The following is a 24,373-nucleotide window of genomic DNA, read 5'->3' as shown; positions in this document are numbered from 1 at the left end:
AGCGCCGGGCAGTCCGCGACTAGCCCAGGTACTCCGACTCGAGGACCAGGTCGGAGACCAGACTCTGGTACTCCATATGTGTCTTGTGCTCGATGGTCTGCCAATGATCGCCCTGCTGCTGACGCATGTATTCCCGGTACTTGGGCGCGCCAGGCACCCGGACATTGTCGGCAACCACGATCGAGCCCGCATGCAACCAGCCACGGTCGAGGATGCTGAGCAAGTCGGTCAAATAGGCGTCTTTGTCGTGGTCGAGGAACACGAAATCCAGTGCCTCAGTGGTAAATCCGTAATCATTAGCAAGCACGTCCAAGGTTCGCCCGCCGTCGCCTACCGTGCCGACCACACACGTGACCCGGTCCCCGACCCCGGCATGCTCCCAGATTCGGCGGGCATTGGCCGCATTGGCTGCGGCAAGTTCCACCGAGTACACCTGGGCGTTCGGCGCGGCGCGGGCGATCCGAAGCGCACCGTAACCGCAGTAGGTGCCCAGCTCGAGTGCCAGCTTCGGGGCGGCTTTGCGTACGGCGGCGTCGAGCAGCAGGCCCTTTTCGTCACCGATGTTGATCAGCATCGACTCTTCGTAGGCGAACTTGTCCAGGGTGGACAGGACGTCATCGATGTCGCCGGCGGCGGCGTTCTGCAGGACGTAGTCGACCGCGGCTGCTTCGCGTCCGTCGCCGATCTGGCCGGTGATGTTGATGTTGCGGATACCGGGGGCCATCCGCCACACCGACCAGCGGAGTAGGGGGATCCGTCGCTTCAGACTCATAGAACCCAACGATAGGCGTTGCGGCATTTGTCAAGTCGTGTGGATCGGTGAATGCACGCTGCGTGCTGCGCCCCGTAGAGAGATGTAGTGATTTCCTTGCGCGCCATGATGATGCGTGGCGGTACGTCCAAAGGGGTTTACCTGCTGAAGTCCGATCTGGATGGAACGGGCTTGCATCCGGATGTGCTGCTTCCGGCCCTCATGGGTTCGCCGGACCTCCGGCAGATCGACGGGCTCGGCGGCGGCAGCTCGACGACCAGCAAGGTCGCGGTCGTCGGCCCGTCGAGCCGCCCGGATTGCGACGTCGACTATCTGTTCGCTCAGGTTGCGATCTCGACATCGCGGGTGGACTGGACGCCGACTTGTGGAAATCTGCTCACCGGGGTCGGACCGTTCGCGATCGAACGCGGCCTGGTCGCACCCGCCGACGGGCACACCGCGATGCGGCTATATCTGGTCAATACCGGTGCGGCAGTAGATATTTCGGTGTCGACGCCCGACGGGTGCATCAGCTATGCGGGTGGCTGGGAGATCAGCGGCGTGACCGGGCACGCCGCGCCGATAGACATGGTCTTCAGCGACTTCTGCGGTGGGCGGACCGGAACACTGTTCCCCACCGGAAGCCCCGTCGATCACGTCGAAGGAGTGAGGATTACGGCGATCGACGCGGGAGTGTGCGCGGTGATCGCCGGGGCCGGCGAGTTCGGGATCGCCGGTGACGAACCACCGCACCAGCTCAACAGCGATGGAGCACTGCTGGAGCGGCTGGAATACGTGCGTCAGCGCGCGGCGTTGGCGATGGGCCTGGGCGATGCACGAGGATGCGTGGTGCCGAAGGTCATGCTGGTGTCCAAATCGGTTCGCGGGCATATTCGTTCACGGTATTTCATGCCGGACAGCTGCCATCCCGCCCACGCGGTGTCCGGGGCCATCTGTCTGGCGACAGCGGCCACCGTCGACGATACGGTGGTCGCCAGACTGCTCGAACAGCCCTTCCGGTCCGGGCAATTTGTGATCGAACATCCTGCGGGCCTGATGAGTATCGAAATCATCCGTCCCGATGAAGGTTTCGGACTGCGGGCGGGAGTGCGCAGCACCGCACGAAAGTTGTTCGACGGCTACGTGTTTGCCGACCTGAGCCGCAGGACGGGTTGAATGCGGGCCGGGGCATGCACGCTCCTACTGACGGCTGGGCTGGGCTGGCTCTTCTGCGCGCTGCGGGTGCCGTCGGGATGGCTGATCGCCGCGCTGATAAGCGCCGGGGCAGTGGCGGTGCTGAGGGGCCGTCAGCTGATCCCAGCCCGCACACTGCTCCGGCCGGCACAGGGCTGCATCGGGTTGCTGGCCACCGAGCCGCTCGCCGAAGAGGCCGCGTCGACGACGGTTCGCTATCTGGGTATCGCGGCGGTGTGTTCGGGTTTCACGCTGGTCGTCTGCTTGTTGTGCACCCTGATTCTGGTTCGGGTCGCCAAGACGCTGACGCCGGCGACCGCGCTGCTGTCCACCCTGGCCGGCGGCGCCAGCGGAATATCGACGATGGCGCCCGATTTGCCGGTGGACCACCGGTACGTGGCGCTATCGCAATACCTGCGCCTGGTCGTCGTCACATTGACCCTTCCCGTTGTCCTCGCTGTCGTCGGGACCCCACCCGTTGTGCCGCAGACAGCATGGGGCGGTGTCTCGGTGTTCACCTCGGCGTCGGCGGCAGCGGTCATCGCCGGCGCGGGGTACGCCGCGCTGAAACTGCACTGGCCCGCACCGTTCCTGCTGGGCCCCATGGTCGCCGGGCTGCCGATCGCTTCAATTGCCTCTGCTGCCCAGCACCACCTCGTCCTCGGAATGCCGCCCCTGATCAACACCGCCGCCTACGTCGTGATCGGCTGGCAAGCCGGCGGCTCGTTCACCCGGGGCGCCATCCGCCGATTTCTCGAGCTGATGCCGCTGACCTGTACTTTCATCGGCATGACGATTGGCGGATGTGTCGGCTTGGCCGTGCTGCTGGCGCATTGGACCAGATTGTCGTTTTCGCAGGCGTACCTGGCGACCACTCCCGGTGGGATCTACGCGGTTCTGGCAACGGCGGCGGACTCGAGAGCGGGCCCGATGGTGGTGACGATGCAGATATTTCGTCTGCTGGTGATGTATCTCGTCGCTGTGATCGGAACCAAACTGCTGCGCACCCCCACGGAGTCGACGCGTGCGGCCAAGAAGCTGTCCCCGTCGCGCACCTCCTCGCGAGTATTCGCTGGTTGAATTGCCTGCGGGTCGCCCGGCGCAGGCGTGCGGACCCGTTAGACTTCCTGCGATGTTCACGCGTTGGACCACGAGCGACAGGGCATGACCGACCAACCCGACAGCGCTCCCGAGATCGGCCTGACCGGGCGGCCGCCGCGGGCGATCCCGGAACCCGAGCCGCGCACCTCGCACGGCCCGGCCAAGGTCGTGGCGATGTGCAATCAAAAGGGCGGCGTCGGGAAAACCACCTCGACCATCAACCTGGGCGCTGCCATCGCGGAGTACGGCCGCCGGGTGCTGCTGGTGGATCTGGACCCGCAGGGCGCACTCTCGGCGGGCCTGGGTGTGCCGCATTACGAACTGGACCAGACCATCCATAACCTGCTGGTGGAGCCGCGGGTGTCGATCGACAACGTGCTGATCCACACCCGGGTCAAGAACATGGACCTGGTGCCGAGCAATATCGATTTGTCGGCCGCCGAAATCCAGCTGGTCAACGAGGTGGGCCGGGAGCAGACGCTGGCCCGCGCGCTGCACCCGGTGCTGGACCGCTACGACTATGTCCTGATCGACTGCCAACCGTCACTGGGCCTGCTCACCGTCAACGGCCTGGCCTGCTCTGACGGCGTGGTCATCCCCACCGAGTGCGAGTTCTTCTCGCTGCGCGGTCTGGCGCTGCTCACCGACACCGTCGACAAGGTGCGCGACCGGCTCAACCCGAAGCTGGACATCAGCGGCATCCTGATCACCCGCTACGACCCGCGCACGGTGAATTCGCGCGAGGTCATGGCCCGCGTCGTGGAGCGGTTCGGTGACCTGGTGTTCGACACGGTGATCACCCGCACGGTGCGCTTCCCCGAGACCAGCGTCGCCGGCGAACCCATCACGACCTGGGCGCCGAAGTCGGGCGGGGCTATCGCCTACCGTTCGCTGGCCCGCGAGTTCATCCACCGATTCGGCGCGTGAACGCTGTCGAGAACGGCGAGGCGGCACAGCAGAGCGGCTTCCAGGTCCGGCTGACCAACTTCGAGGGACCGTTCGATCTGCTGCTGCAGCTGATCTTCGCCCACCGCCTCGACGTCACCGAGGTCGCGCTGCACCAGGTCACCGACGACTTCATCGCCTACACCCGCCAGATCGGCTCCCAGCTGGGTTTGGAGGAGACCACCGCCTTCCTGGTGGTCGCGGCCACCCTGCTCGATCTCAAAGCCGCCCGGTTGCTGCCGGCCGGCCAGATCGACGACGAAGAGGATCTCGCGCTGCTCGAAGTGCGCGATCTGCTCTTCGCGCGGCTGTTGCAATACCGGGCGTTCAAGCACGTCGCGCAGATGTTCGCCGAGCTGGAGGCCGCCGCACTGCGCAGCTATCCGCGCGCGGTGTCGCTGGAAGACCGGTTCGCCGACTTACTTCCCGAGGTAATGCTCGGCGTCGACGCCGAACGGTTCGCCCAGATCGCGGCGATCGCGTTCGTCCCGCGCCCGGTCCCGACGGTGGGCACCGAACATCTGCATGAGGTGAAGATCTCGGTTGCCGAACAGGCCCAGCACTTGCTGCGGATGCTGCAATCGCGGGGCAGCGGCCATTGGGCGTCGTTTTCCGAGCTGGTCGCGGACTGCGGGGCGCCGATCGAGGTCGTCGGGCGGTTTTTGGCGCTGCTCGAGTTGTATCGATCCAGGGCGGTAGCATTCGAGCAGTCCGAGCCGCTTGGCTTGCTCCAGGTTTCATGGACCGGGGAACGGCCGACCAGCGAAGTGCGAGACGAATCATGACCGACCAGCCACCTGATCTGGAACTGGGCCTCCCGGAGATCGCCGAGCCGGCGGAGCTCGATCCCGAGGAGCTTGCCTCGGTGCTGGAAGCGTTGCTGCTGGTGGTGGACACTCCGGTGACCGCAGAGGCGTTGGCCGCGGCCACCGAGCAGCCCGTCTACCGGATCGCCGCCAAGCTGCAACAGATGGCCGACGAGCTCACCGACCGCGACAGTGGCATCGACTTGCGGAAAACCGGCGAGGGCTGGCGGATGTACACGCGCGCCCGATTTGCCCCATACGTGGAGAAGCTGCTGCTGGACGGGGCGCGGTCCAAACTGACCCGGGCTGCGCTGGAGACGTTGGCCGTCGTCGCCTACCGCCAGCCCGTGACACGCGCGCGGGTGAGCGCCGTTCGTGGTGTCAATGTGGACGCCGTCATGCGGACGCTGCTGGCCCGCGGCCTGATCACCGAAGCGGGTTCAGACGCCGATACCGGAGCGGCGACGTTCGTGACGACCGAACTTTTTCTGGAACGCCTGGGGTTGTCGTCGCTGACCGAGCTGCCCGACATCGCACCGCTGCTTCCCGACGTCGACACCATCGATGATTTGAGCGAATCCCTGGACAGCGAGCCACGTTTCATCAAACTCAACGGTGGGCAGGCGCCAGAGCCAATAGCGTTCGACGTGGACCAGGATTGATGGCCGAGAGCTGCGACGCGGGGGACGTCAGGGGAGTCCGCCTGCAAAAAGTGTTGTCCCAGGCCGGGATTGCGTCACGGCGGGCAGCCGAGAAGCTGATCGCCGACGGTCGCGTCGAGGTGGACGGTCAGCTGGTGACCGAGCTGGGTACTCGGGTCGATCCTGATATGTCGGTGATCCGCGTCGACGGGGCCAGAGTGGTGGTCGACGAGTCGCTGGTGTACCTCGCGCTCAACAAGCCGCGCGGCATGCACTCGACCATGTCGGATGACCGCGGCCGGCCGTGCATCGGCGACCTGGTCGAGCGCCGGGTGCGCGGCACCAAGAAGCTGTTTCACGTCGGGCGGCTGGACGCCGACACCGAGGGGCTGATCCTACTGACCAATGACGGTGAGCTGGCACACCGATTGATGCATCCCTCCCATGAGGTACCCAAAACGTATCTGGCGACGGTCGCGGGATCGGTACCACGCGGGCTGGGCAAGAAATTGCGGGCGGGCATCGACTTGGACGACGGCCCGGCGCGCGTCGACGATTTCGCGGTGGTGGACGCCATTCCGGGAAAGACTTTGGTGCGCTTGACGTTGCACGAGGGACGCAATCGCATTGTGCGGCGGCTGTTGGCGGCGGCGGGCTTTCCGGTGGAGTCGCTGGTGCGCACCGAAATCGGCGCGGTTTCATTGGGCAAGCAGCGTCCGGGCAGCATCCGGGCTCTGCGTCATGACGAGATCGGGCAACTTTACAAAGCGGTTGGCCTGTGAGCGGAACGAGCGGAACGAACGCAGTGAGTGACGGGAGTGCAGCGAACCATCAGCCTGTGAGCGGAACGAGCGGAACGAACGCGGTGAGCGACGGGAGTGCAGCGAACCATCAGCCCGTGAATGACGTGGTAGTGGCCATCGACGGACCGGCGGGAACCGGAAAGTCCTCTGTGTCGCGAGGATTGGCGCGTGCATTGGGAGCGCGTTACCTGGATACCGGGGCGATGTACCGGATCGTTACTCTGGCAGTGCTGCGCGCCGGCATCGACCCAGCCGACGCCGAGGCGGTTGGAGAGCGTGTCGAGGATGTGCCGCTGTCGCTCGATCGCGAGCCCGACGGGGACCGCTGTTACCTTGCCGGAGAAGATGTTTCGTCGGAAATCCGCGGCGACGACGTCACCAGGGCGGTTTCAGCGGTGTCCTCGGTGCCCGCAGTGCGCAGTCGGCTGGTCGAGTTGCAGCGCCAGCTGACCGAAGGCGCGGGCAGCGTGGTGGTTGAGGGCCGCGACATTGGAACCGTCGTGCTGCCCGATGCGCCGGTGAAGATCTTTCTGACCGCGTCGGCCGAAACGCGGGCCCGGCGCCGCAATGACCAGAACGTCGCTGCGGGGCTTGCCGACGACTACGACGGCGTGCTGGCCGATGTGCGTCGCCGCGACCATCTGGATTCCACCCGAGCGGTGTCGCCGCTGCGGGCTGCTTCCGACGCAGTGATCGTCGACACCAGCGATATGACCGAGGCTGAGGTGATCGATCATCTGGTGGAGCTGGTGACGCAGCGGTGCGGAGTGGTGCGATGAGTCAGGACGGCACCTGGTCTGACGAAAGCGACTGGCAACTAAGCGATTCCGAGGACGTCCAGGTCGGTCCCGCTCCGGTGGTGGCGGTAGTGGGTAGGCCCAACGTCGGCAAGTCGACTCTGGTGAACCGGATCCTGGGCCGCCGTGAGGCGGTGGTGCAGGATGTTCCCGGCGTGACCCGGGATCGGGTGTCCTACGACGCGTTGTGGACCGGGCGCCGGTTCGTCGTCCAGGACACCGGCGGCTGGGAGCCAGACGCCAAGGGCTTACAACGGCTGGTGGCCGAACAGGCATCGGTGGCGATGCGGACCGCCGACGCGGTGATCCTGGTGGTCGATGCCACCGTCGGGGCTACCGCCGCCGACGAGGACGCGGCCCGCATTCTGCTCCGCTCGGGCAAGCCAGTTTTCTTGGCTGCCAACAAGGTTGACAGCGAGAAAGGCGAAGCCGACGCGGCGGCCTTGTGGTCGTTGGGACTGGGTGAGCCGCATGCGATCAGTGCGATGCATGGTCGCGGCGTTGCTGACCTGCTCGACAAGGTGCTGGCCGTGTTGCCGGAGCTGGCCGAATCGGCGGCGGGTGGCGGCGGTCCGCGGCGGGTGGCACTGGTCGGCAAGCCCAACGTGGGCAAAAGTTCTTTGCTGAACAAACTGGCCGGTGACCAGCGTTCGGTGGTGCACGAAGTAGCGGGGACGACGGTCGATCCGGTGGATTCGTTGATCGAATTGGGCGGCAAGGTTTGGCGATTCGTCGACACCGCCGGCCTGCGCCGCAAGGTGGGTCAGGCCAGCGGACACGAGTTCTACGCATCCGTGCGTACACACGGGGCAATCGATCTGGCCGAGGTGGTGATCGTGCTGATCGACGCGTCGCAGCCGATTACCGAGCAGGATCTGCGAGTGCTGTCCATGGTCATCGAGGCCGGACGGGCGCTGGTGCTCGCGTACAACAAGTGGGATCTGGTCGACGAGGACCGGCGCGATCTGCTGGAACGCGAGATCGACCGCGAACTCGTCCAGGTGCGCTGGGCGCAGCGCGTCAACGTTTCCGCCAAGACGGGAAGGGCGGTGCAAAAACTGGTGCCCGCCATGGAGAGTGCGCTGGCGTCGTGGGACACCAGGATTGCGACGGGCCCCCTCAACACATGGATCAAAGAAGTGGTGGCGGCCACGCCACCACCGGTGCGCGGCGGCAAGCAGCCGCGCGTTCTGTTCGCCACCCAGGCCACCGCCCGGCCGCCGACGTTTGTGCTGTTCAGCAGCGGCTTCTTGGAGGCGGGCTATCGCCGGTTCCTGGAACGGCGGCTGCGTGAGACGTTCGGCTTCGAGGGCAGCCCGATCCGGATCAACGTGCGGGTGCGCGAGAAGCGATCGGCCAAACGCCGGTAGGTCGTGGCCTTCGGATCTGCCGCCGAGCGTGCTCTGGCTGCGAAAATCTGGCCTCTTTTTCACCCTGAGAGCACGTTCGGCGAGCGGCATTGCCCGCTGGTGGGTCGTGGTCGTATGACGGGTGCGCTGCGGTAGGCTGTCGACCTGCCGCCGGTGATCGAGGCGGCGACCGGGCTGTGGCGCAGTTTGGTAGCGCACTTGACTGGGGGTCAAGTGGTCGCAGGTTCAAATCCTGTCAGCCCGACCGGTGTCATGTCTCAGGACATTGTCGACGGGTGTCCCGAGGCATGGTTTACACCTCAAGCTCGGTTTTCGGTGAGTTTCCGCATTTGACGCCGCGGGGTTGGTAGTTGCGGGTCGGGTGTGAGTTTGCGGATCAGGGTTCCGGTGCGTTGGTCGAGGACGCGGATGTCGAGGTAGTTGATCAGCACACCAGCCCGACTGCAACACCGGGCTGACCGTCGCTCACGACGTCCTGGTGCACTCCGTCGGCCACATGCACATCGTGTCGATGGCCGACATCGAGCGCCGTGCCCGCGCGGGCCGGGTGTCGCCGCCGCCCGCATGGATGCGCCGCCGGATCGGCGGCTGAAGAACACAAACAAGTGCGCGGTCCAGCGGTGTCCACTACGACGCTGGCAATCTGTACGGGTGACCCTGACCGGACCGCGGGTTCGGGTCATGCACTGGGCGACGAAAGTTAGTGGATGGCTATGGCGGCGCGCAGTACGTGGTCTGGATTGGCGACGAGGTGGTGTTCGGCGTCGCCGCCGGTGTCGAGCCGGGCCCAATGCACGGTGCCGGTGAAGGTGTTGTTTCCGGCGCTGTAGTCGTCGCTCACGTTGGAGCCGGTGTCTCGTCCGACGGTGGTGGCCTCGTCTGCCGAGTACATGAACGCGATGGACTCGTTGATGTGACCTGAGCCTACGTGCTCGCCGTCGACGAACAGGTCGATGGTGCCGCCCTTGCCCAGTTCAGTTCCTTCGTAGCTGAACTCCATCCGGACCTGGTGTTGTCCGGGAGTCAGGGGGTCGTCGGCGACGACTTTGGTGCGGTACACCGCAAGCATGTTGTAACAGTAGGTAAGTCGGTCCTGGTGGGTGTACAGACTCCAGCCGCCGAAGCGTCCGCCTTGGGCGATGATCACGCCGGATGCGCCGCCTTCTGGCACGTCGATGAGTGCCGACACCGAGTGTGACTTGTTCTTGAGGGTCAGGACGGCGTTTTCCGGTAGGGGCTGCATTGAGGGCAGGATGACTTGCTGGGTTCCCTGAATGAGGGTGGGGCGTCCGGCGATTTCGGGGACCAGGCGTTCGAAGCTGCGGTCGTCGAGGGGCAGAACATTGTGTCGAGCGGCTTCGATGAGGAACAGTTGTTTGAGTTCTTCAAGTTTCTCGGGCTGCTCGGCGGCCAAGTCGTGGGCCTGGGTCCAGTCGGTGGTGCCGTCGTAGAGTTCCCACGTGTCGTCGTCCAGGCTGTGGGTCAGGTTGCCCTTTTCGCTGTCGGGATAGCGGTGCATGGTGACCGCCGACCAACCGTTGTGATAGATCCCGCGGTTACACATGAGTTCGAAGTATTGGGTGGTGTGTCGTTCCGGTTCGTCGGCGTCGTCGAACGCGTAGTTCATCGGTGTGCCTTCCATCGGTGTCTGGGTGACCCCGTGCACGGTGGACGGCTCGGGCAAGCCCACCGCGGTCAGGATCGTGGGGGCGACGTCGATGATGTGGCAGAACTGGTGGCGGGTCTCGCTTTTGGCGTTGATTCCTGCTGGCCAGTGAACGACCAGGCCGTTGCGGGTACCGCCCCAGTGGGAGGCCACCACCTTGGTCCACTGGTAGGGCGTGGACATGGCGTGCGCCCACCCCAGCGAGTAGTGGTTGTACGCCTCGGGCGTCCCGAGGACTGAGGTTTTCGACGCCGCGTACTCCGGGGTTTCTATGTCGTAGCGGTCGTTGGTGCCGCGCAGCCAGTTGAAGGCGCCCTGCATCGCACCCTCGGGTGACGGCCCGTTGTCGCCGATCATGTAGTAGATGATCGTGTCGTCGATGATGCCGAGTTCGTCGAGCGCGTCGAACAAGCGGCCGATGTGGTAGTCGGAGTATTCGAGGAATCCGGCGTAGACCTCCATCTGCCGAATGAGGAACGGTTTGATCTCGTCGGGCATGTCGTCCCAGGCATCGATCAGATCGGGTCGGGCGGTCAGCTCGGCGTCGGCGCCCACTACGCCGAGTTCCTTCTGGCGGGCGAATGTTTCTTCCCGCAGTTGGTCCCACCCGCCGTCGAACTTGCCGCGGTACTTGTCGGCGTACTCGAGGGGGACTTGGTGCGGAGCATGGGTCGCGCCCGGAGCGAAGTACATGAAGAACGGCTTGTCGGGCGTCAAGGCTTTCTGCGACTGGACCCAACCGATCGCCCGGTCGGTCATGTCCTCCATGAAGTGGTAGCCCTCGTCGGGGGATTTGGCCGGTTGGACGGCGACACCGTTCTCAACCAGGTTGGGGTAGTACTGATTGGTGAACGCCCCCAGGAAGCCCCAGAAGTACTCGAATCCGCCACCCCCGGACGGCCACCGCTCAAACGGGCCCTGTTGGGAGGTCTCCCACGGAGGCACCTCGTGACACTTGCCGAACTGCGCGGTGGAATAGCCGTTGAGTTTGAGGATTTCGGCCAGCGGTGCGCATGTGTTGGGTCGGATCCCGGTGTAGCCGGGCGCACTGGTCGCGATCTCGGTGATCGCCCCCATGGACACCGTGTGGTGGTTGCGCCCGGTGAGCAACGCCTGTCGGCTTGGTGCGCACATCGCGGTTGTGTGGAACCGGGTGAACTTGAGCCCGTTGGCGGCCAGCCGCTCGGCCGAAGCCACCTGTGCCGGGCCACCGAACACGCTTGACGCACCGAACCCCACGTCGTCGAGCAATACAAACAGCACATTCGGCGATCCTGGCGGCGGACGCAGCGGCGTGATCGGCGGAAACGACGACCCGGGATCTGCGGCGTCGAACGTTGTCGGGACGTCCTTGGGCCGGTCTGGGATAGGCAGCACCGAACGTTGAATTTGCTCGGCTGGTCGTGCATCAGACATATGGTGCAACCCTTCCCTTGGCCGACCACATCGACGGGTTTGTGCCGGTCGAACAAATCCGCTATCCGCACCCTGGGTCCCGGAAATTCGCGCCCTGACCGGCGGCTAAATCTGTGCCCATTTTAAAGCGCTGCTCCGCCGTCGGCGGCTGGATTGGCCAGTAGGCGTTTGATGCCGAACGGTCCGCCGATGAGTAGGTCGCCGTTGTCGAGGCGTGACTAATGCGGTTTTCTGCAGCAGCAAGCGGTTGTACGCAGTTCGGATTGCTTCGATGTCGCGACCAGCGCAAATTTCACGAAAAGCACGTCACTTTTCGACACCAGGAATAGCCTCAATCTAGGTTTGGGTGCCCCACTTCCGAGACCGATCCAGGAAGGAATTATCGAGAACTGTCCCAATGGCGGGGATGACCCTAACTGAAAGAGCGGCCCGTGTAGGGCTGCGATCACACAAGGGAACATCATGACCATTGCCTGTCACCTCGATCAGACCACCCGGCTCAAGCTGACAAAATTGACCGCCAGAACCGTTCTCGCCGCTGGGTTGGGGATGGCTGTTATGGGGCTGGCGGCCGCCACAGGCCACGCAGACCCGTCTAACCCTCCCAACCCAACACCAACCCATAATCCGCACTCAGAATCAGGCCTCTGTAATCAGACCTCAGGTCAGCCGCCCCCTCCGGGGTTCTGCGGGCCGGGATAACACCACCACAGAGGCTACTTCCCGATTGCTGCTCAGGGGATGGCGAGCGGGCATAGACTCACTTGATGTTCAAAGTCATCCTGGTAGGCGCTTTGCTGGCATTCGCTGCGGTGTTGTCGCCGGCACCGGCGGCGCAGGCCGATGTGTGCGGCGACGTCGGTGGCCGCCATGTCTCAGTTGGCGGATGCACTGACCCGGCGGCGAGGGTAGCCGTCGCCGCCGACGATGAGGCGGCCGCACAGGCAGCCGCCGGCCAGCCGCCCTGCTACACGGTGGAAGGCGTGCCCTACTACACGCCGGACGGCGACCCCTGCTAGCGCAGGGCATGACCAATAGCGCTGTTGTACAAGGCGATTCACGTTGGCGATTCATGCCGCCAAGTGATGCCGAAGCGCGCCGGTTTGGGTCCCGCTAGCCCCCGGGTCCGCGATGTTTGCGCGAAAACGAAACTTCTGTCGACAAACCGTGACGTGCGTCCTGAGGGTTTAACGCCTGTGACATCGATCCGGCACCTAAAATTTTGCGGGTGTTCATCGGCGATGTGCGACGAGGGCAGGTGCGTGTTCAGCTGACCCGTAGCTGGCCTACGATCGCCGCCGCAATGATGGTCCTATTGCTTGTCATGTCGCAGTTCACGGCGAACAGTTCCGGATTTCAGGGTCCGCTGCACAGCCTGATCAGTGATTACGTCGCCACTCCGAAGTCGGCCACGGTGCCCTGGGTCGGGTTCGGCATGGCCATGGCCGGATTGCTCAACCGGTGGCGGATCATCGCACTGTCGTTGGCCGTGCTTCTTGACATTGCTTTCGCTGCGGAGAGATTGCTGCGTGGCGGTGCGTTGGCCTTCGGCAACGGGCCGCTGATCGTGCTCACCGGATTGGCCCTGGTGGCATTGCGGCGCCGGGGGACCGTCGAAATCAACCCTGCGTTGCCCGGAATCGCTTTCGGCCTTTTGGTGATCGTCGCGACAAAAGTCGGCGATAGCTGGTTGCGGATCACCGCGATCGTTCGGCCAAAGGTCTTCGACGAATATGCGCTACTCGCCGATCACGCGCTCGCACAACCCTCCTGGATGTTCGGTCGGCTCGTCCACGCAGCCGGCCCGGTTCTCGGCGCCGGGCTGCACTGGGTGTACATCGAACTGCCCGTCGCGGCAATGCTGGTTACGGTCTACCAGCTGCGCAACGTCCGCACCGGCGGTTGGCCGCGGCATTTCCTGGTGCCGACGTTCCTGCTGCTCGCACTGATCGGGCCGGTGATTTACGTGTTGTTTCCCGTAGTCGGTCCGGAGTTTGCGTTCGGCGACGCGGGCGGGGGCTTTCAAGTCGGCGACTACTGGCCACACTCATTGCCGCCCGTTGATCTGTCGCCGCGAGCCGTGGCCTTCGACGGCCAAACGCCACGTAACTGCATGCCCTCGATGCACACGGCGTGGGCGCTGGCCGTTTTCATCCACTCCCGTCATGGACCGCGCTGGCTGCGCGTGGGCGGCACGGTGTGGCTGGTATGCACCGTCGCAGCGACACTTGGCTTCGGCTACCACTACGGCGTCGACCTGGTGGCCGGCGCGGTGTTGTGCCTGACCGTGGAGTCGGCATTGCGCGAACCGTTACGCGGCCGGATCTGGTCGCGGATGGGATTGGTCGCCTTCGGTGCGACGTTCTTGGCAGTCCTGCTGCTGTGTTGCCGCTACCTGGCAGAGCCCATGGCGCGCCACCCGTTGCTCTTCGGCCCGCTCATCGTCGGAGCAATGGTGATTTTCAGCGCCGCCTTCCACGCCGCCTTCTTTGCCCGGCCAGGCGCGCCTATGGAAGCCAGGACTCTATCCGTTCATAGCAGCTTCGCCTCGGTCATGACGGCAGGGGAGGCCTCTCTCTGCGCCGAGACCGGGCCAGTCGGGCTTAGCGGCGGAGTTTGAACTTACTCGGAATTGGTTATGCAGCGCGGCTCGAAACGCGGGGTTCGCGCTTCATGGCAGACGACCAGAAACGCCGGCTACAGCCGACGCGGCGACAGCTGCGTCGCGGACGAACACCCGCGAAATCATGGCCATTGCCCCACACCAGAAGTGGGTAAACCACTCACTAGCGCCGGCGGGCGCCTCATGGTTGGGATCGGTCACTAGTTGGAAGGCGGGCATCGAATGGTTAGCGAGGAGGGCGGCCGCTGGGAGGTCGGCGCCAAGGGCAATGCGGTTTACCTGGAGCGAATCTCTGAGAGCGACAAGAGGGTGTTCGACGACTTGTTGACACCTGAGGAGGCCCGTGATCTAGCTGGGCTCCTGACGAAGTACGCAGACAAAGCCGACGAGTCCGAAGAATCTGAGAGATCCGACAAGTCCGAGAAGTCTGAGGATTCGAAGGACTCTGACAAGTCTGACAAGTCCGACGAGTCGGATGACTCAGACGAGTCCGACAAGTCCGACGGGTCAGATGATTCCGACGACTCCGACGACTCCGACAAGTCCGACGAGTCCGAAGACTCCGACAAGTCATCGGATTAGATTCGGGTCCCGTTCCCCGCGTGGCTTTTGACGATCGTCTGCGCGAAATGAAACGGACCCGGGTCGAGGCCTAGCTAGCGTGCGACTTGTCAGATTGGCGCGGCGTTTTGCGCAGGTCGGCGAGCGAGTTGCGAAGTCCGCCGTCCAAGCGGATCTGTACGGTTGCCACCGCGATCATCACCGCCGCGGTCACCAAGTGCACCACCGCATCGGTGGTGTTGTTGGGAAAGGTGAGGACGACGGCCACCTGATGCGAGAAGGAGGCCCAAATACCCGGTAGCGCACCGGCTATCGCGGCGAGGATGAGGTACAACACCGCCCACGACTTGCGCAGCGCGAACACCAGGCCCGGGCCGAATAACGCCAGACCGGCGATGGCGTGCCAACCGTTGTAGTCCATACCGAGCAGTTGGACGGTCGGCGCGCCGGGGCCCGTGGCGAAGCTGGGTTCCAAGATGAAGCCGACGACTGCCTGGATGACGTGCAGAACACAAATGATGAGCAGGCCGACCTGGGCGAAACTCCACCTCACGTGGCACCTCCTTGTGCGCGGTGGGATAGAGCACATACTACGCAATGTAGTAGGACGTGGCAATTGTGTCCTGTATCTGTCGAATCGCCTTGTCGCCCACCGGAATAAGGTGGTCGGGAGTGTCCGACCTTTCGAAATCAGCTGCGGACGGCGGTGCGAAATCTGTCCCGGTAGGCCTTCGGCGACACCCCGAGGTGGTCGACGAACGCCCGTCGGAGGGTTTCGGTGCTGCCGAAGCCCACGAGGCACGCGGTGTCGCTGACGCTGCGGCCGGCGTCGAGCGCGGCACGGGCCGCGTCGATCCGGACCATCTCGACGTAACCGGCCGGGGTGGTACCGAGCTCGGCTCGAAACAGCCGCGTCAACTGACGCGTACTCAACGATGCGCGGGCGGCAAGGTTCTTGACGCTGTGGTCGGCCCCCGGATCCGCTGCAATCGCATCGGTGACAACCCGGAGCGCAGACTGCGGCGGTGGATCGGCCTCGACCAGCACCGAAAATTGCGACTGCCCACCCGCGCGTTTGAGGTAGACCACCAACCAGCGGGCCACGTCGCGGACGAGCTCGGTGCCGCAGTCCTGTTCGACCAAAGCGAGCGCTAGGTCGATCCCCGACGAGATCCCGGCCGAGGTGAAGACATCGCCGTCGCGGACGAAAAGCGCGTCGGGCTCGACGGTGATATCGGGGAAGGCCCGGGCAAGTGACCGGCTCTCTCGCCAATGTGTGGTGGCGCGCCGGCCGCTCAGCAGGCCGGCCTGCGCAATGATGAATGACCCCGTACAAATGGATCCCAGACGCCGGGTCCGACCCGCTACCGATTTGACGGCCGCGACGAGCGCGGGGTCGATCGCCCGCGACGGCAAGCTGTCACTGCCGGCGACCAGGACGGTGTCGGCGGACGCTATCGACGAAATGCTGTCGGTGACACCCAACCGCGTACCGATCGAGGTCGTCACATCGCGGCCATCCACCGAGGCGATCTTGATTTGATAGTTTGCGCCGAATCGGTTGGCTTCGGAAAAGACCTCGGCCGGCCCTGCGACATCCAGCAACGTCACCTCGTCGAAGACGACGATCACTACCACCCGGGAACGCGCATCGGCTTGCACCACAGAGCCATTGTGTCGCTTTTTGTGGACAAGAGGGCTCAATCACCGTGCGTCGAAATCGCGCCACCGGCGCAGAGTTGTTGGAGTTCACAACCAAGGAGAGTTGTCATGGCCACACAGTCAATTCAAACCATCGCCGACGTGGCAATCCCCGACACCGCGCTGGTACGCGAGGCAACCGACTTCATCCGCGACGCCGAAGACGACTTGCTGTTCGATCATTCCCGCCGAGTGTTTCTGTTCGGCGCGCTGCGCGGTCGTCGCCTGGGCCTGCAACCAGACCTCGAGCTGCTCTACGTCGCGGCGATGTTCCACGACCTGGGCCTCACCGAACGCTACCGCACGTCGAACCTGCGATTCGAAGTCGACGGCGCCAACGCGGCGCGAGACTTCCTGTTGCAGCGCGGCGTCGATGCGGCCGACGCCCGCAAGGTATGGCTGAGCATCGCATTGCACACCACCCCGGGCGTGCCGCAATTCCTGGAACCCGAAATCGCCTTGGTCAACGCCGGCGTCGAGACGGACGTGGTCGGCATCGACCGCGAAGAGCTCTCTTCAGAAGCTCTCGCAGCCGTCACCACTGCTCACCCGCGCCCAGACTTCAAACGTCGCATCCTGGCCGCCTTCAATGACGGCATGAAGCACCGTCCTCACACCACCTTCGGCACCATGAACGCCGACGTACTTGCGCACTACGACCCCACATTCGTGCGCGACGACTTCGTCGACATGATCCTCAACAATGCTTGGCCTGAATAGCAGGCCGGTACCCGGGAGCCTTAGGTCACGTCCTGCCAGGAAGCTTCATCACTGTCCGCACGATGGGCAACAGCGATTTCTGCCAGACAGTCGTCGGGATCCCAAAGGGCGCATCGAGATTGAACACGCGCGCGGTCGCGATCGTCTGCGATTCGGTGTATTTCAACAGGCCCTCGGGGCCGTGTCTGCGGCCGACGCCCGATATGCCCATGCCGCCCATCGGCGCGCTGAGGCTGCCCCATGCGAACGCGTAACCCTCGTTAACGTTCACCGTTCCCGACCGCAATCTGGCTGCGATCTTCTCGCCCTCCGCGGTGGAGGCGGCCCACACGCTGGCGTTGAGCCCGTACTCGGTGTCGTTGGCCTTCTCCACGGCCTCGTCCACGTCGGCGACCGGATAGATCGAGACGAGCGGCCCGAACGTTTCCTTGGCGGCGCACTCCATTTCCGGGGTGACGTCGGTCAGCACGGTGGGCTCGTAGAACAGCGGGCCGATGTCCGGCCGGGCTTTGCCGCCCGCAATGACCTTGGCGCCCTTGGCCGTTGCGTCGTCGACATGTTCCGACACGGCTTTGAGCTGCCCTTGGGAAATCAAACTGCCCATGTCCACGGAGAAGTCATAAGCGGTGCCCAGCTTCATGTTTCGCACAGCATCGCCGAATCTGCGCGCGAAATCGTCGGCGACGTCCTTCTCGACATAGATCCGCTCGATGGAGATGCACAGCTGGCCGGCGTTCGAAAAGCACGCGCGGGTAGCCGCTTTGGCGACCTTGCCCAGGTTGGCTCCGCGCGTCACGATCATCGCATTCTTGCCGCCGAGTTCGGCCGAAAAACCGATCAGCCGACGTCCACACTGCTCCGCGAGATGGCTGCCAGTGGCCGACGAGCCGGTGAACATCAAATAGTCGCAGTTTTCGGTGATTGCGGTGCCGACCACCGAACCCGGGCCGGGCACGATCGCGTAGAGCGCTCGCGGCAGCCCGGCCCGGTACAACAGTTCGGCACACGCGAGCGCACAGTATGGCGTCTGGCTGTCCGGTTTGAGCACCACCGCGTTGCCCGCGAGCAGTGCAGGCACCGAGTCGGACGCCGTGAGCGTCATCGGGTAGTTCCACGGCGAGATCACTCCGACCACGCCTTTGGGCTGATAGCCCACCGTGGTCTTGCCGATCGCCGGCAGCAGTGGCTGCACCTTACGCGGCTTGAGCAGGTCGGCGGCAACGCGTACGTAGTAGTTCGCGTTGGCCATCAGATCGACGATCTCCTCCTGCGCCGCCCACCGGGCCTTGCCCGCTTCGGCCTGCAGCAGGTCCATCAGGAACTCGCGGTTCTCGACGACCAGGTCGCGATAGCGGCGCACGACCTCAATCCGCTCGGTGACCGGGCGTTTGGCCCAGTCGATCTGGGCCGCGCGGGCTTCGGCGAATGCGGCCTCGACGTCGTCGGCGGTGCCGACCGGGATCGTGGTCAGCGGCTTGCCGGTGAAGACCTCATCGATTGTCTTGGAAGGGCGCGCGCCGATGTCTTTGATGGCGGACAACTGACGCAGGCGGTCAAAGACGTCGGCTGACGGTACAGGCATGTCGTTACCTTCCCAAGAAGCACAAGCTTCGGAAGCACCAGCCTATAGGCCTGCGGTGCCGAGCAGGGCGGCGTCGATCATTCGGTTAGTTCGGCGGGGCAAGCCGCATCGAATTGATGTAGTAGACCTCGTGCCCGGATGGGTATCCGCCGCCGTCGGTGGCGATATGTACGTGGTCGTAGTGGTTGGCGGTTTCGTTGCCGTAGTCGGCCGTCCAACTTCCCGCGCCGACACCCGGATAGATTTTCTGCCGCCAGATGACGTGGTTGACGCCCCATCGCTTGGCATTCGCCAGGGCGTACCCGGCGATTTGGTTGCCGAGTTCAATGCCCTCGGGGCTGCCATGGTTCGGGATCATCACGTCGATCGCCAGCCCGTTGGGATGCCACGGCAGGGGATCCTGCCGGAAGCCGCCGATGGTGGAGATCTGCGGAAACAGCACGCTGATCACCCGCGCCGCCCAGATGGTGTGGATCTGCAACCCACCCTCCGGTGCGCGGCCGGCGGGCAAGGCGAACTGGAAGTCCGTGGCACTGGTGGGAGCGGTCGCCGCCAACGCGGCCAGCGCTTGCACCTCTTCGGGGCTGGCGGTGTGCGGCCCACCCGCCGGTGCGCCGGCCGGCCCAGCTGCCGGGCTAGCCTGGCTTGGCGGTGCTGCCGCCGGAGCCTGACCGCAGCAGGCAGGCTTTGCGTCCTGGGCGTAGATCATGCCGGCAGAGACGACGAGCGACGCCGCGATGGCCAGCCATCGGCCCCGCCCATTGCCCAACAAGTCTCTGCGCACGAACAGTACTTTAGTGTCCTGTGGGGCGCGTGGGGCAATGTTTGTTATCTCTGGGTTGCATTGTTATTTCCGAGTTGCACTTTTAGCGGCCGGTGCGCTCGCGGTGCTTGCATCCCGGCCAGCAGCAGGGCCGGCGCTTGCCTTCTTCGAGCTCCTCCTGGGTACGGCGGATGCGGCGCGCTCGGGTCGTCTCTTGCCTGGCATCCTCGACCCAGCAGATGAACTCATTGCGCGCCAACGGCGTGATGTCCTTCCAGGCGGTAAGTGCCGTGGTGTTGGCGATCAGCGCCTTGCGCAGGTCTGTTGGCAGCTTGTGTACCACCCCGCCGGGGACACGCTCGGTCACCGGATCAGGGTAGCTCGGTCCCGTCAGCGGCCTGCTTCGATATCAGCAACGACGGCCGACGCGTCGGGGCCACAGATTTTTTGCAGGCTCACGCTGCCTGCGGCCAGCAGGGCGTCGATGCGGTGTTTGAGATCCCCGGACGTGAGATGGGAATAGAGGTTCGCCCCCGGGCAAGAGGTGGTCGGCGCGACGTCGCGGTGGCCGGCCAGGGTGTCGCTCGCCAGGCCGAATGTTTGTGCGGCCCAAGCGAATACCAAAGCTGCTCCGTTGAGTTGGGCTTCGGTCACCTCTTCTACGTCGAAATCCCCTTCGCAGAGCACGAGGAAGTGGCCGGTTGTGTCGTAGTCGGTTGCGGTGTCGCCGGCTAACGTCGGGGTGCGCAACTCGTAGATGTCGCCGTTGCGGTCGACGCTCACGTGGTAGGCAATGTCGATCCAGCCGAGCTGGTCTTGGTGATAACGCTGGTGCTGGCGCAGGCGGCCCGGCGCCTTGCGGTTGTCGCCCAGAACGACCCCCGAGTGGTGGATGGTCATCCGGGTGAGGGTGTGCGGCTTGCCACCGGCCCGGGCGGGACGGGCTCCCCAGGAATCGCGGCACAGCAGCACGCCCGCGCTGCTTGTGGTGGGGGAGACACGAGTCGGGCTTGGCGCCGAGCCGACGGTACTGGGCGCAGCGGTTACCGGATTGGGGCTAGAGGTCACGCTCGGCGCGGTGCCGGGTTTCGTTGTCGCACAGCCGCCGACAACGGCCGCCAGGCCCGCGCCGCCTGCCAGTTGCAATGCTCGGCGACGGCTGACGATGGCCGGAATTTGACGACGCATGGGTCGATCAGGCGTCGATCACCACACGACCATTTTTCGCCCGGGACACGCAGACCAGCATTTCGTCCCGATCTTCCGCTGCGCGCCCGCGGCGATCGACTTCCCCGCCCACCACCTTGACCTTGCAGGTTCCGCAGAAGCCTTGCTGGCACGAATACGGGGTGGTCGGGTCGCCGTCGAGCATCACGCCCAGCGCCGACCGGTTCGCCGGCACGCTGAGTACCCGCTTCGAGCGCGCGAGTTCCAGCTCGAACGGCACACCGTCGACGACCGGCGGCGGGCCGAACCGTTCATAGTGCAGCGGCGCGTCGGCTTGCTCATCGCGGGCTGTGCGCACCGACTCCAGCATGGCGGTCGGGCCGCACACGTACACCGCCGTCGCCGGCCCGGCATCGGCAAGCAGATCCGCCGCCGTGGGCATCCGGCCGCGCTCGTCGTCGGCCCAAACGGAGACCCGGTCCGGCGCCACCGCCACCACTTCGTCCAGCAGCGGCATGTACTGGCGGCTCCGGCCGGCATACACTGCACGCCATTGCATTCCGCGCTGCTGAGCCAGTCGCATCATGGGCAGGATCGGGGTCACCCCGATGCCGCCGATCACGAACAACAGCTCCTGCTCGTCCGTGACGAGATAAAACGCGTTGCGGGGGCCTTCGAACACCAGCGTGTCGCCCGCGTCGAAGCTGTCATGCATCTCGATGGAGCCGCCGCCGCCATCGGCGATCCGGCGCACGGCGATGCGGTAGTCGGTGCGCCGGCCGGGTGAACCGCACAACGAGTACTGCCGGCGGCGGCCCGAAGGCAGTCGAACATCGATGTGGGCGCCGGGGGTCCAAGACGGCAGCAATGCGCCGTCGGGGTCTGCCAGCGTCAAGGCGACCACGTCGGGGGCGACCAGTTCGCGTTTGGTGACCACGGCGATGTTGTTCCGCTGTACCGGCACTATCCGCGACGGATTCCATCGCGACAACGACGCGAAGCTGCCGAAGAGGGTGCCGGCGCCGGTCAACGCGGTGAGAAAACGGTCGCGGGAGCGCCGGCCGTACAAGTCGGCGGGTCTACTACCCCAAATGGTCTGTGACACAGGAGTTCTCGCTATCTCTGTCTAATGTCTAATCGCGCGAACCGGCGAATGGACGACGGACTGATGCGGCGTGCCGCATAGCCGACCCAGGACTTGGGCGTGACCGGCAACACCGCTGGGCCGGTTCGGACTGCTTTGACAATCGCCTTGGCGGTCATACCCGGATAGATCATGCTTTTGGCGAAGTTCGTGTTGACGAATCCGGGGCATACCGCCGTGACCGTGATGCCCTCGTCGGCGAGATCTGCACGCAACGATTCGCTGAACGCGAGCACCGCAGCCTTCGTCGTGACGTACGCGACGGCGGATTTGAACGGCACATACGCCGCGGCCGACGACAAATTGATGATCGCCCCGCCTTGGCCCCGTTCGACCATCTGCGCACCGAACGCCCGACTGGCGTGGATGACGCCGCGCACGTTGACGTCCATGATCGCGTCCCACTGCTCCGGCGTGGTTTCAAAGAACCGGCCCGCTAGCCCCATGCCTGCGTTGTTCACCAGGATGTCGACCACGCCGTGCTTGTCGAGCACTTGTGCCGCAAGGGTATTCATCGCCGTTTCGTCGCTGACGTCGACCTGGTAGACCGCGGCCTCGGCCCCCGCGGAGCGGACGGCATCGGCGGTGCCTTCGGCGCCGGCCAGATCACGGTCGACCACCAGGACGGTGGCGGCACCCTGGCGGGCCAGCTCCATCGCGGTGGCCCGGCCGATCCCGGCGCCCGACCCGGTGACCAAGGCCAATTTGCCCCGCACGTCACGACGGCCGGTGGCGACGACCGACTCGGCCACCGTAGCCCCGCCCTCGATGACGAGGTCGATCCACTCGGCGGTCAACCGGGCGATGACGTCGGGACGCGAGGCCACCACCCAGTGCCCGCCTTCGATCGGGAGGACCCTGCTGCGGGCCGGGATCGAACCGGTGAACCGCTGCAGGGCCGGCGAGACGAAGTAGTCCTGTCGGGCTGCCAGTACCTGCACCGGGACGGTGGTCTGCGGGAGCCGTGCCGGCGGCTTCAGCATCGGCGCGGGCATGTTGGCGCGATACAGGTTGAGCCCGTTGAGGTAGTCACGGGTCGATCTGTAGTCCGCACGTCGCTGAGTGCGTGTGCTTGTCTGGCCGATATGCTCAACTGTCTCAAAGATTTTCGCGCCTACCCCGGAGCGGGCCGCCAGCTCGGGAACGACCGGGCTCAGGATGAACCAGATGTACGACGAGGCGAAAAATTGCTTCACCACGTCGGCAACGGCACGCGGGGTACGGGCTGACCGCAGAAACTTGCCGGCGTAGTTCAGGTGCGGCCCGGAGATCGACGTGAACGATGCGACCCTGCCCATCACCGAGTCGTCGGTGACCGCTGCCCAGGCCTGGATGGAGCCCCAGTCGTGGGCGAGCAGGTGCACCGCGTCGACGCCGAGGCTGTCGATCACCGCGCCGATATCGGCGACCAGCTGGGGGAGCCGATAGCCGGATCTTTCTGCCGGCGTTGACGATTCGCCGGCCCCGCGCACGTCGAAGGCAACGAAGTTGTACTTGCCGTCGTGGCGCCGGCTGAGTTCCCGGGCGACCCCGTCCCAGACGTGGTGGTTGTCCGGGTAGCCGTGGACGGCAAGGATGGTCGGTCGCCGGTTGTCGATTTCGGTGTAGGCGTGAACCGCCAGGTTCACGCCGTCCGATGCGGGCACGGTGGTAGAAGCGGCCTGGATGGTGGTCATGTGTCGTCCGCGGAGCGTTCAGTGAGATGCGCGCGCTGCGGGCGATCGCGCCAGGTAGTCGACCGCGCGTCCCACCCCGCCCAGCTGGGACGGGTGAAAACCGGGCTTGTAGTAGGCGCTGATGACCGGCAGGAACTGCGTCGGTCCGGGCAGCAAGCCCCGGCGTGCCGCGGACAGGTAGTCACGCCAGCGCGCCTTGGTCCCCGGTGGCAAGTGCGGGTCGACCGAATACATGAAGCGCACGCCGCGGATCCACAACAGTGCCAGCGCCGGCGTTATCAGCAGCTGGGTGCGCACCTGCCGCCAGTACCCGGCGCGCAGATGCTTCATGGTGTCGAAAGCGACCGCCTTGTGCTCGACTTCTTCGGCACCGTGCCAGCGCAGCAGGTCCAGCATCACCGGGTCGGCGCCGGCGGCGTCGAGTTGCGGTGTGTCGAGAATCCACTCACCCAGGATGGCGGTGTAGTGCTCGAGGGCCGCCACCATCGACACCCGCTCCAGCAACCAGCTCTGCCGTCGCCGCCGGCTCCAGCGGGGCCGGTCGCCGAGCAGCTTCTGGAACATCCAGGTGACCTGGTCGACGAACGGCGTCAGGTCGATTCCCCTGGCGGCGAAGTGGTCCAGCACCCCTGAGTGCGCCTGGGAGTGCATGGCTTCCTGGGCAATGAAGCCCTGGACGTCGAGCCGCAGCTGATCGTCCTGGATCAGCGGCAACGCCTCTTTGAATATCGCTGCGATGAACTCCTCGCCCGCAGGCAGCAGCAGGTGCAGGACATTGCAGAAATGCGTGGCCATGACCTCGTTGGGCACATAGTGGAAAGGCAGCTTGGCCCAATCGAAGTCGACGTCGCGCGCCTGCAGGACAAGTCGCTCGTGGTCGAGCGACTCGTCATGCCGGCCAGTTGCCTGGTCATCGACGGTGAACATGGTGAACCCTTTCGCAGAA

General features: G+C 64.9%; 23 protein-coding genes and 1 tRNA gene. 13 read left to right on the top strand and 11 right to left on the bottom strand.

The genetic code is table 11. The features are described from left to right. Positions 1 to 19 precede the first annotated feature (19 nt). The gene (locus tag A5791_RS12740) at positions 20 to 772 is read right to left on the bottom strand and encodes an O-methyltransferase (RefSeq protein ID WP_067236576.1); all 753 of its coding nucleotides are present in this window, start codon (positions 770 to 772) and stop codon (positions 20 to 22) included. Positions 773 to 859: 87 nt separating this feature from the next. Between A5791_RS12740 and A5791_RS12735 the strand changes: the two genes are divergently transcribed. From A5791_RS12735 to A5791_RS12695, 9 genes are all read left to right on the top strand, one after another. Next, positions 860 to 1,927, top strand: a complete 1,068-nt coding sequence (locus tag A5791_RS12735) for a PrpF domain-containing protein (RefSeq protein ID WP_231995882.1) — start codon at positions 860 to 862, stop codon at positions 1,925 to 1,927. Continuing rightward, a complete protein-coding gene (locus tag A5791_RS12730) occupies positions 1,928 to 3,025 on the top strand; it encodes an AbrB family transcriptional regulator (protein ID WP_067236568.1) in 1,098 nt (365 codons plus the stop codon). It abuts the gene before it with no gap. Positions 3,026 to 3,109: 84 nt separating this feature from the next. Next, on the top strand, positions 3,110 to 3,973 hold the full coding sequence (locus A5791_RS12725; RefSeq protein ID WP_067236565.1) for a ParA family protein: 864 nt from the start codon (positions 3,110 to 3,112) through the stop codon (positions 3,971 to 3,973). Beyond that, a complete protein-coding gene (locus A5791_RS12720) occupies positions 3,970 to 4,776 on the top strand; it encodes a segregation/condensation protein A (RefSeq protein ID WP_067236562.1) in 807 nt (268 codons plus the stop codon). Before A5791_RS12725 ends, A5791_RS12720 begins: the two co-directional genes overlap by 4 nt. After that, on the top strand, positions 4,773 to 5,459 hold the full coding sequence (gene scpB, locus A5791_RS12715) for an SMC-Scp complex subunit ScpB (RefSeq protein WP_067236557.1): 687 nt from the start codon (positions 4,773 to 4,775) through the stop codon (positions 5,457 to 5,459). The genes A5791_RS12720 and scpB overlap by 4 nt, the downstream gene beginning before the upstream one ends. Further along, positions 5,459 to 6,220, top strand: coding sequence for a pseudouridine synthase (locus A5791_RS12710; protein WP_067236553.1), 762 nt, complete (start codon positions 5,459 to 5,461; stop codon positions 6,218 to 6,220). Before scpB ends, A5791_RS12710 begins: the two co-directional genes overlap by 1 nt. Before the next feature lie 116 nt (positions 6,221 to 6,336). Continuing rightward, on the top strand, positions 6,337 to 7,020 hold the full coding sequence (cmk, locus tag A5791_RS12705) for a (d)CMP kinase (protein WP_067236549.1): 684 nt from the start codon (positions 6,337 to 6,339) through the stop codon (positions 7,018 to 7,020). After that, positions 7,017 to 8,408, top strand: a complete 1,392-nt coding sequence (der, locus tag A5791_RS12700; protein ID WP_067236748.1) for a ribosome biogenesis GTPase Der — start codon at positions 7,017 to 7,019, stop codon at positions 8,406 to 8,408. The genes cmk and der overlap by 4 nt, the downstream gene beginning before the upstream one ends. Positions 8,409 to 8,578: 170 nt before the next feature. Then, positions 8,579 to 8,652 (top strand) — tRNA-Pro (locus A5791_RS12695). Positions 8,653 to 9,108: 456 nt separating this feature from the next. On the opposite strand, the gene A5791_RS12690 is transcribed toward A5791_RS12695, so the two are convergent. After that, positions 9,109 to 11,490, bottom strand: coding sequence for an arylsulfatase (locus tag A5791_RS12690; RefSeq protein ID WP_067236547.1), 2,382 nt, complete (start codon positions 11,488 to 11,490; stop codon positions 9,109 to 9,111). A gap of 767 nt (positions 11,491 to 12,257) precedes the next feature. On the opposite strand from A5791_RS12690, the gene A5791_RS12685 reads away from it, so the two are divergent. The 3 genes from A5791_RS12685 (at position 12,258) to A5791_RS12675 (ending at position 14,695) form a co-directional block, all read left to right on the top strand. Beyond that, on the top strand, positions 12,258 to 12,509 hold the full coding sequence (locus A5791_RS12685; RefSeq protein WP_067236744.1) for a hypothetical protein: 252 nt from the start codon (positions 12,258 to 12,260) through the stop codon (positions 12,507 to 12,509). Positions 12,510 to 12,793: 284 nt separating this feature from the next. Continuing rightward, the gene (locus A5791_RS12680; protein WP_082966889.1) at positions 12,794 to 14,110 is read left to right on the top strand and encodes a phosphatase PAP2 family protein; all 1,317 of its coding nucleotides are present in this window, start codon (positions 12,794 to 12,796) and stop codon (positions 14,108 to 14,110) included. Between the two features lie 225 nt (positions 14,111 to 14,335). Next, a complete protein-coding gene (locus A5791_RS12675; RefSeq protein ID WP_067236544.1) occupies positions 14,336 to 14,695 on the top strand; it encodes a hypothetical protein in 360 nt (119 codons plus the stop codon). Positions 14,696 to 14,765: 70 nt separating this feature from the next. Here A5791_RS12675 and A5791_RS12670 read toward each other — a convergent pair whose 3' ends face one another. Then, positions 14,766 to 15,227: a DUF4383 domain-containing protein gene (locus A5791_RS12670; protein ID WP_067236540.1), complete on the bottom strand. Its 462-nt coding sequence runs from the start codon at positions 15,225 to 15,227 to the stop codon at positions 14,766 to 14,768. Between the two features lie 137 nt (positions 15,228 to 15,364). Beyond that, entirely contained in the window at positions 15,365 to 16,339 is a 975-nt protein-coding gene (locus A5791_RS12665) for a GlxA family transcriptional regulator (protein ID WP_231995881.1), read from the bottom strand. A 105-nt stretch (positions 16,340 to 16,444) separates the two neighbouring features. Between A5791_RS12665 and A5791_RS12660 the strand changes: the two genes are divergently transcribed. Further along, entirely contained in the window at positions 16,445 to 17,095 is a 651-nt protein-coding gene (locus A5791_RS12660) for an HD domain-containing protein (RefSeq protein WP_067236537.1), read from the top strand. Between the two features lie 25 nt (positions 17,096 to 17,120). On the opposite strand, the gene A5791_RS12655 is transcribed toward A5791_RS12660, so the two are convergent. The 7 genes from A5791_RS12655 to A5791_RS12625 form a co-directional block, all read right to left on the bottom strand. Then, on the bottom strand, positions 17,121 to 18,677 hold the full coding sequence (locus tag A5791_RS12655) for a succinic semialdehyde dehydrogenase (RefSeq protein WP_067236533.1): 1,557 nt from the start codon (positions 18,675 to 18,677) through the stop codon (positions 17,121 to 17,123). An 85-nt stretch (positions 18,678 to 18,762) separates the two neighbouring features. Further along, entirely contained in the window at positions 18,763 to 19,461 is a 699-nt protein-coding gene (locus A5791_RS12650) for a glycoside hydrolase (protein ID WP_156661200.1), read from the bottom strand. Positions 19,462 to 19,543: 82 nt separating this feature from the next. Beyond that, positions 19,544 to 19,807, bottom strand: coding sequence for a YdeI/OmpD-associated family protein (locus tag A5791_RS12645; RefSeq protein WP_067236526.1), 264 nt, complete (start codon positions 19,805 to 19,807; stop codon positions 19,544 to 19,546). Positions 19,808 to 19,830: 23 nt separating this feature from the next. Further along, positions 19,831 to 20,508 carry a peptidoglycan recognition family protein gene (locus A5791_RS26760; protein WP_231995880.1) on the bottom strand — a complete coding sequence of 226 codons (678 nt, stop codon included), beginning with the start codon at positions 20,506 to 20,508 and terminating at the stop codon, positions 19,831 to 19,833. A 127-nt stretch (positions 20,509 to 20,635) separates the two neighbouring features. Continuing rightward, positions 20,636 to 21,712 carry a PDR/VanB family oxidoreductase gene (locus A5791_RS12635; protein ID WP_067236520.1) on the bottom strand — a complete coding sequence of 359 codons (1,077 nt, stop codon included), beginning with the start codon at positions 21,710 to 21,712 and terminating at the stop codon, positions 20,636 to 20,638. Positions 21,713 to 21,723: 11 nt separating this feature from the next. Continuing rightward, positions 21,724 to 23,427, bottom strand: coding sequence for an SDR family oxidoreductase (locus A5791_RS12630; protein WP_067236518.1), 1,704 nt, complete (start codon positions 23,425 to 23,427; stop codon positions 21,724 to 21,726). An 18-nt stretch (positions 23,428 to 23,445) separates the two neighbouring features. Beyond that, on the bottom strand, positions 23,446 to 24,354 hold the full coding sequence (locus A5791_RS12625) for a metal-dependent hydrolase (protein ID WP_067236514.1): 909 nt from the start codon (positions 24,352 to 24,354) through the stop codon (positions 23,446 to 23,448). Between the last annotated feature and the right edge of the window lie 19 nt (positions 24,355 to 24,373).

Source organism: Mycobacterium sp. 852002-51163_SCH5372311, from assembly GCF_001667115.1.
Taxonomy (GTDB): Bacteria; Actinomycetota; Actinomycetes; order Mycobacteriales; family Mycobacteriaceae; genus Mycobacterium.
Note: the sequence above shows the minus strand (reverse complement) of the source record. Positions and strands in the feature narration are given on the sequence as shown.

Bases quoted from the DNA above. Each gene is read 5' to 3' on its own strand.
- A5791_RS12655 (WP_067236533.1), bottom strand. From the start codon at position 18,677: ATGCCTGTACCGTCAGCCGACGTCTTTGACCGCCTGCGTCAGTTGTCC.
- A5791_RS12690 (WP_067236547.1), bottom strand. From the start codon at position 11,490: ATGTCTGATGCACGACCAGCCGAGCAAATTCAACGTTCGGTGCTGCCT.
- A5791_RS12740 (WP_067236576.1), bottom strand. From the start codon at position 772: ATGAGTCTGAAGCGACGGATCCCCCTACTCCGCTGGTCGGTGTGGCGG.
- A5791_RS12675 (WP_067236544.1), top strand. From the start codon at position 14,336: ATGGTTAGCGAGGAGGGCGGCCGCTGGGAGGTCGGCGCCAAGGGCAAT.
- A5791_RS12680 (WP_082966889.1), top strand. From the start codon at position 12,794: ATGATGGTCCTATTGCTTGTCATGTCGCAGTTCACGGCGAACAGTTCC.
- A5791_RS12630 (WP_067236518.1), bottom strand. From the start codon at position 23,427: ATGACCACCATCCAGGCCGCTTCTACCACCGTGCCCGCATCGGACGGC.
- A5791_RS12725 (WP_067236565.1), top strand. From the start codon at position 3,110: ATGACCGACCAACCCGACAGCGCTCCCGAGATCGGCCTGACCGGGCGG.
- A5791_RS12660 (WP_067236537.1), top strand. From the start codon at position 16,445: ATGGCCACACAGTCAATTCAAACCATCGCCGACGTGGCAATCCCCGAC.
- A5791_RS12710 (WP_067236553.1), top strand. From the start codon at position 5,459: ATGGCCGAGAGCTGCGACGCGGGGGACGTCAGGGGAGTCCGCCTGCAA.
- der (WP_067236748.1), top strand. From the start codon at position 7,017: ATGAGTCAGGACGGCACCTGGTCTGACGAAAGCGACTGGCAACTAAGC.
- A5791_RS12730 (WP_067236568.1), top strand. From the start codon at position 1,928: ATGCGGGCCGGGGCATGCACGCTCCTACTGACGGCTGGGCTGGGCTGG.
- A5791_RS12685 (WP_067236744.1), top strand. From the start codon at position 12,258: ATGTTCAAAGTCATCCTGGTAGGCGCTTTGCTGGCATTCGCTGCGGTG.
- scpB (WP_067236557.1), top strand. From the start codon at position 4,773: ATGACCGACCAGCCACCTGATCTGGAACTGGGCCTCCCGGAGATCGCC.
- A5791_RS12625 (WP_067236514.1), bottom strand. From the start codon at position 24,354: ATGTTCACCGTCGATGACCAGGCAACTGGCCGGCATGACGAGTCGCTC.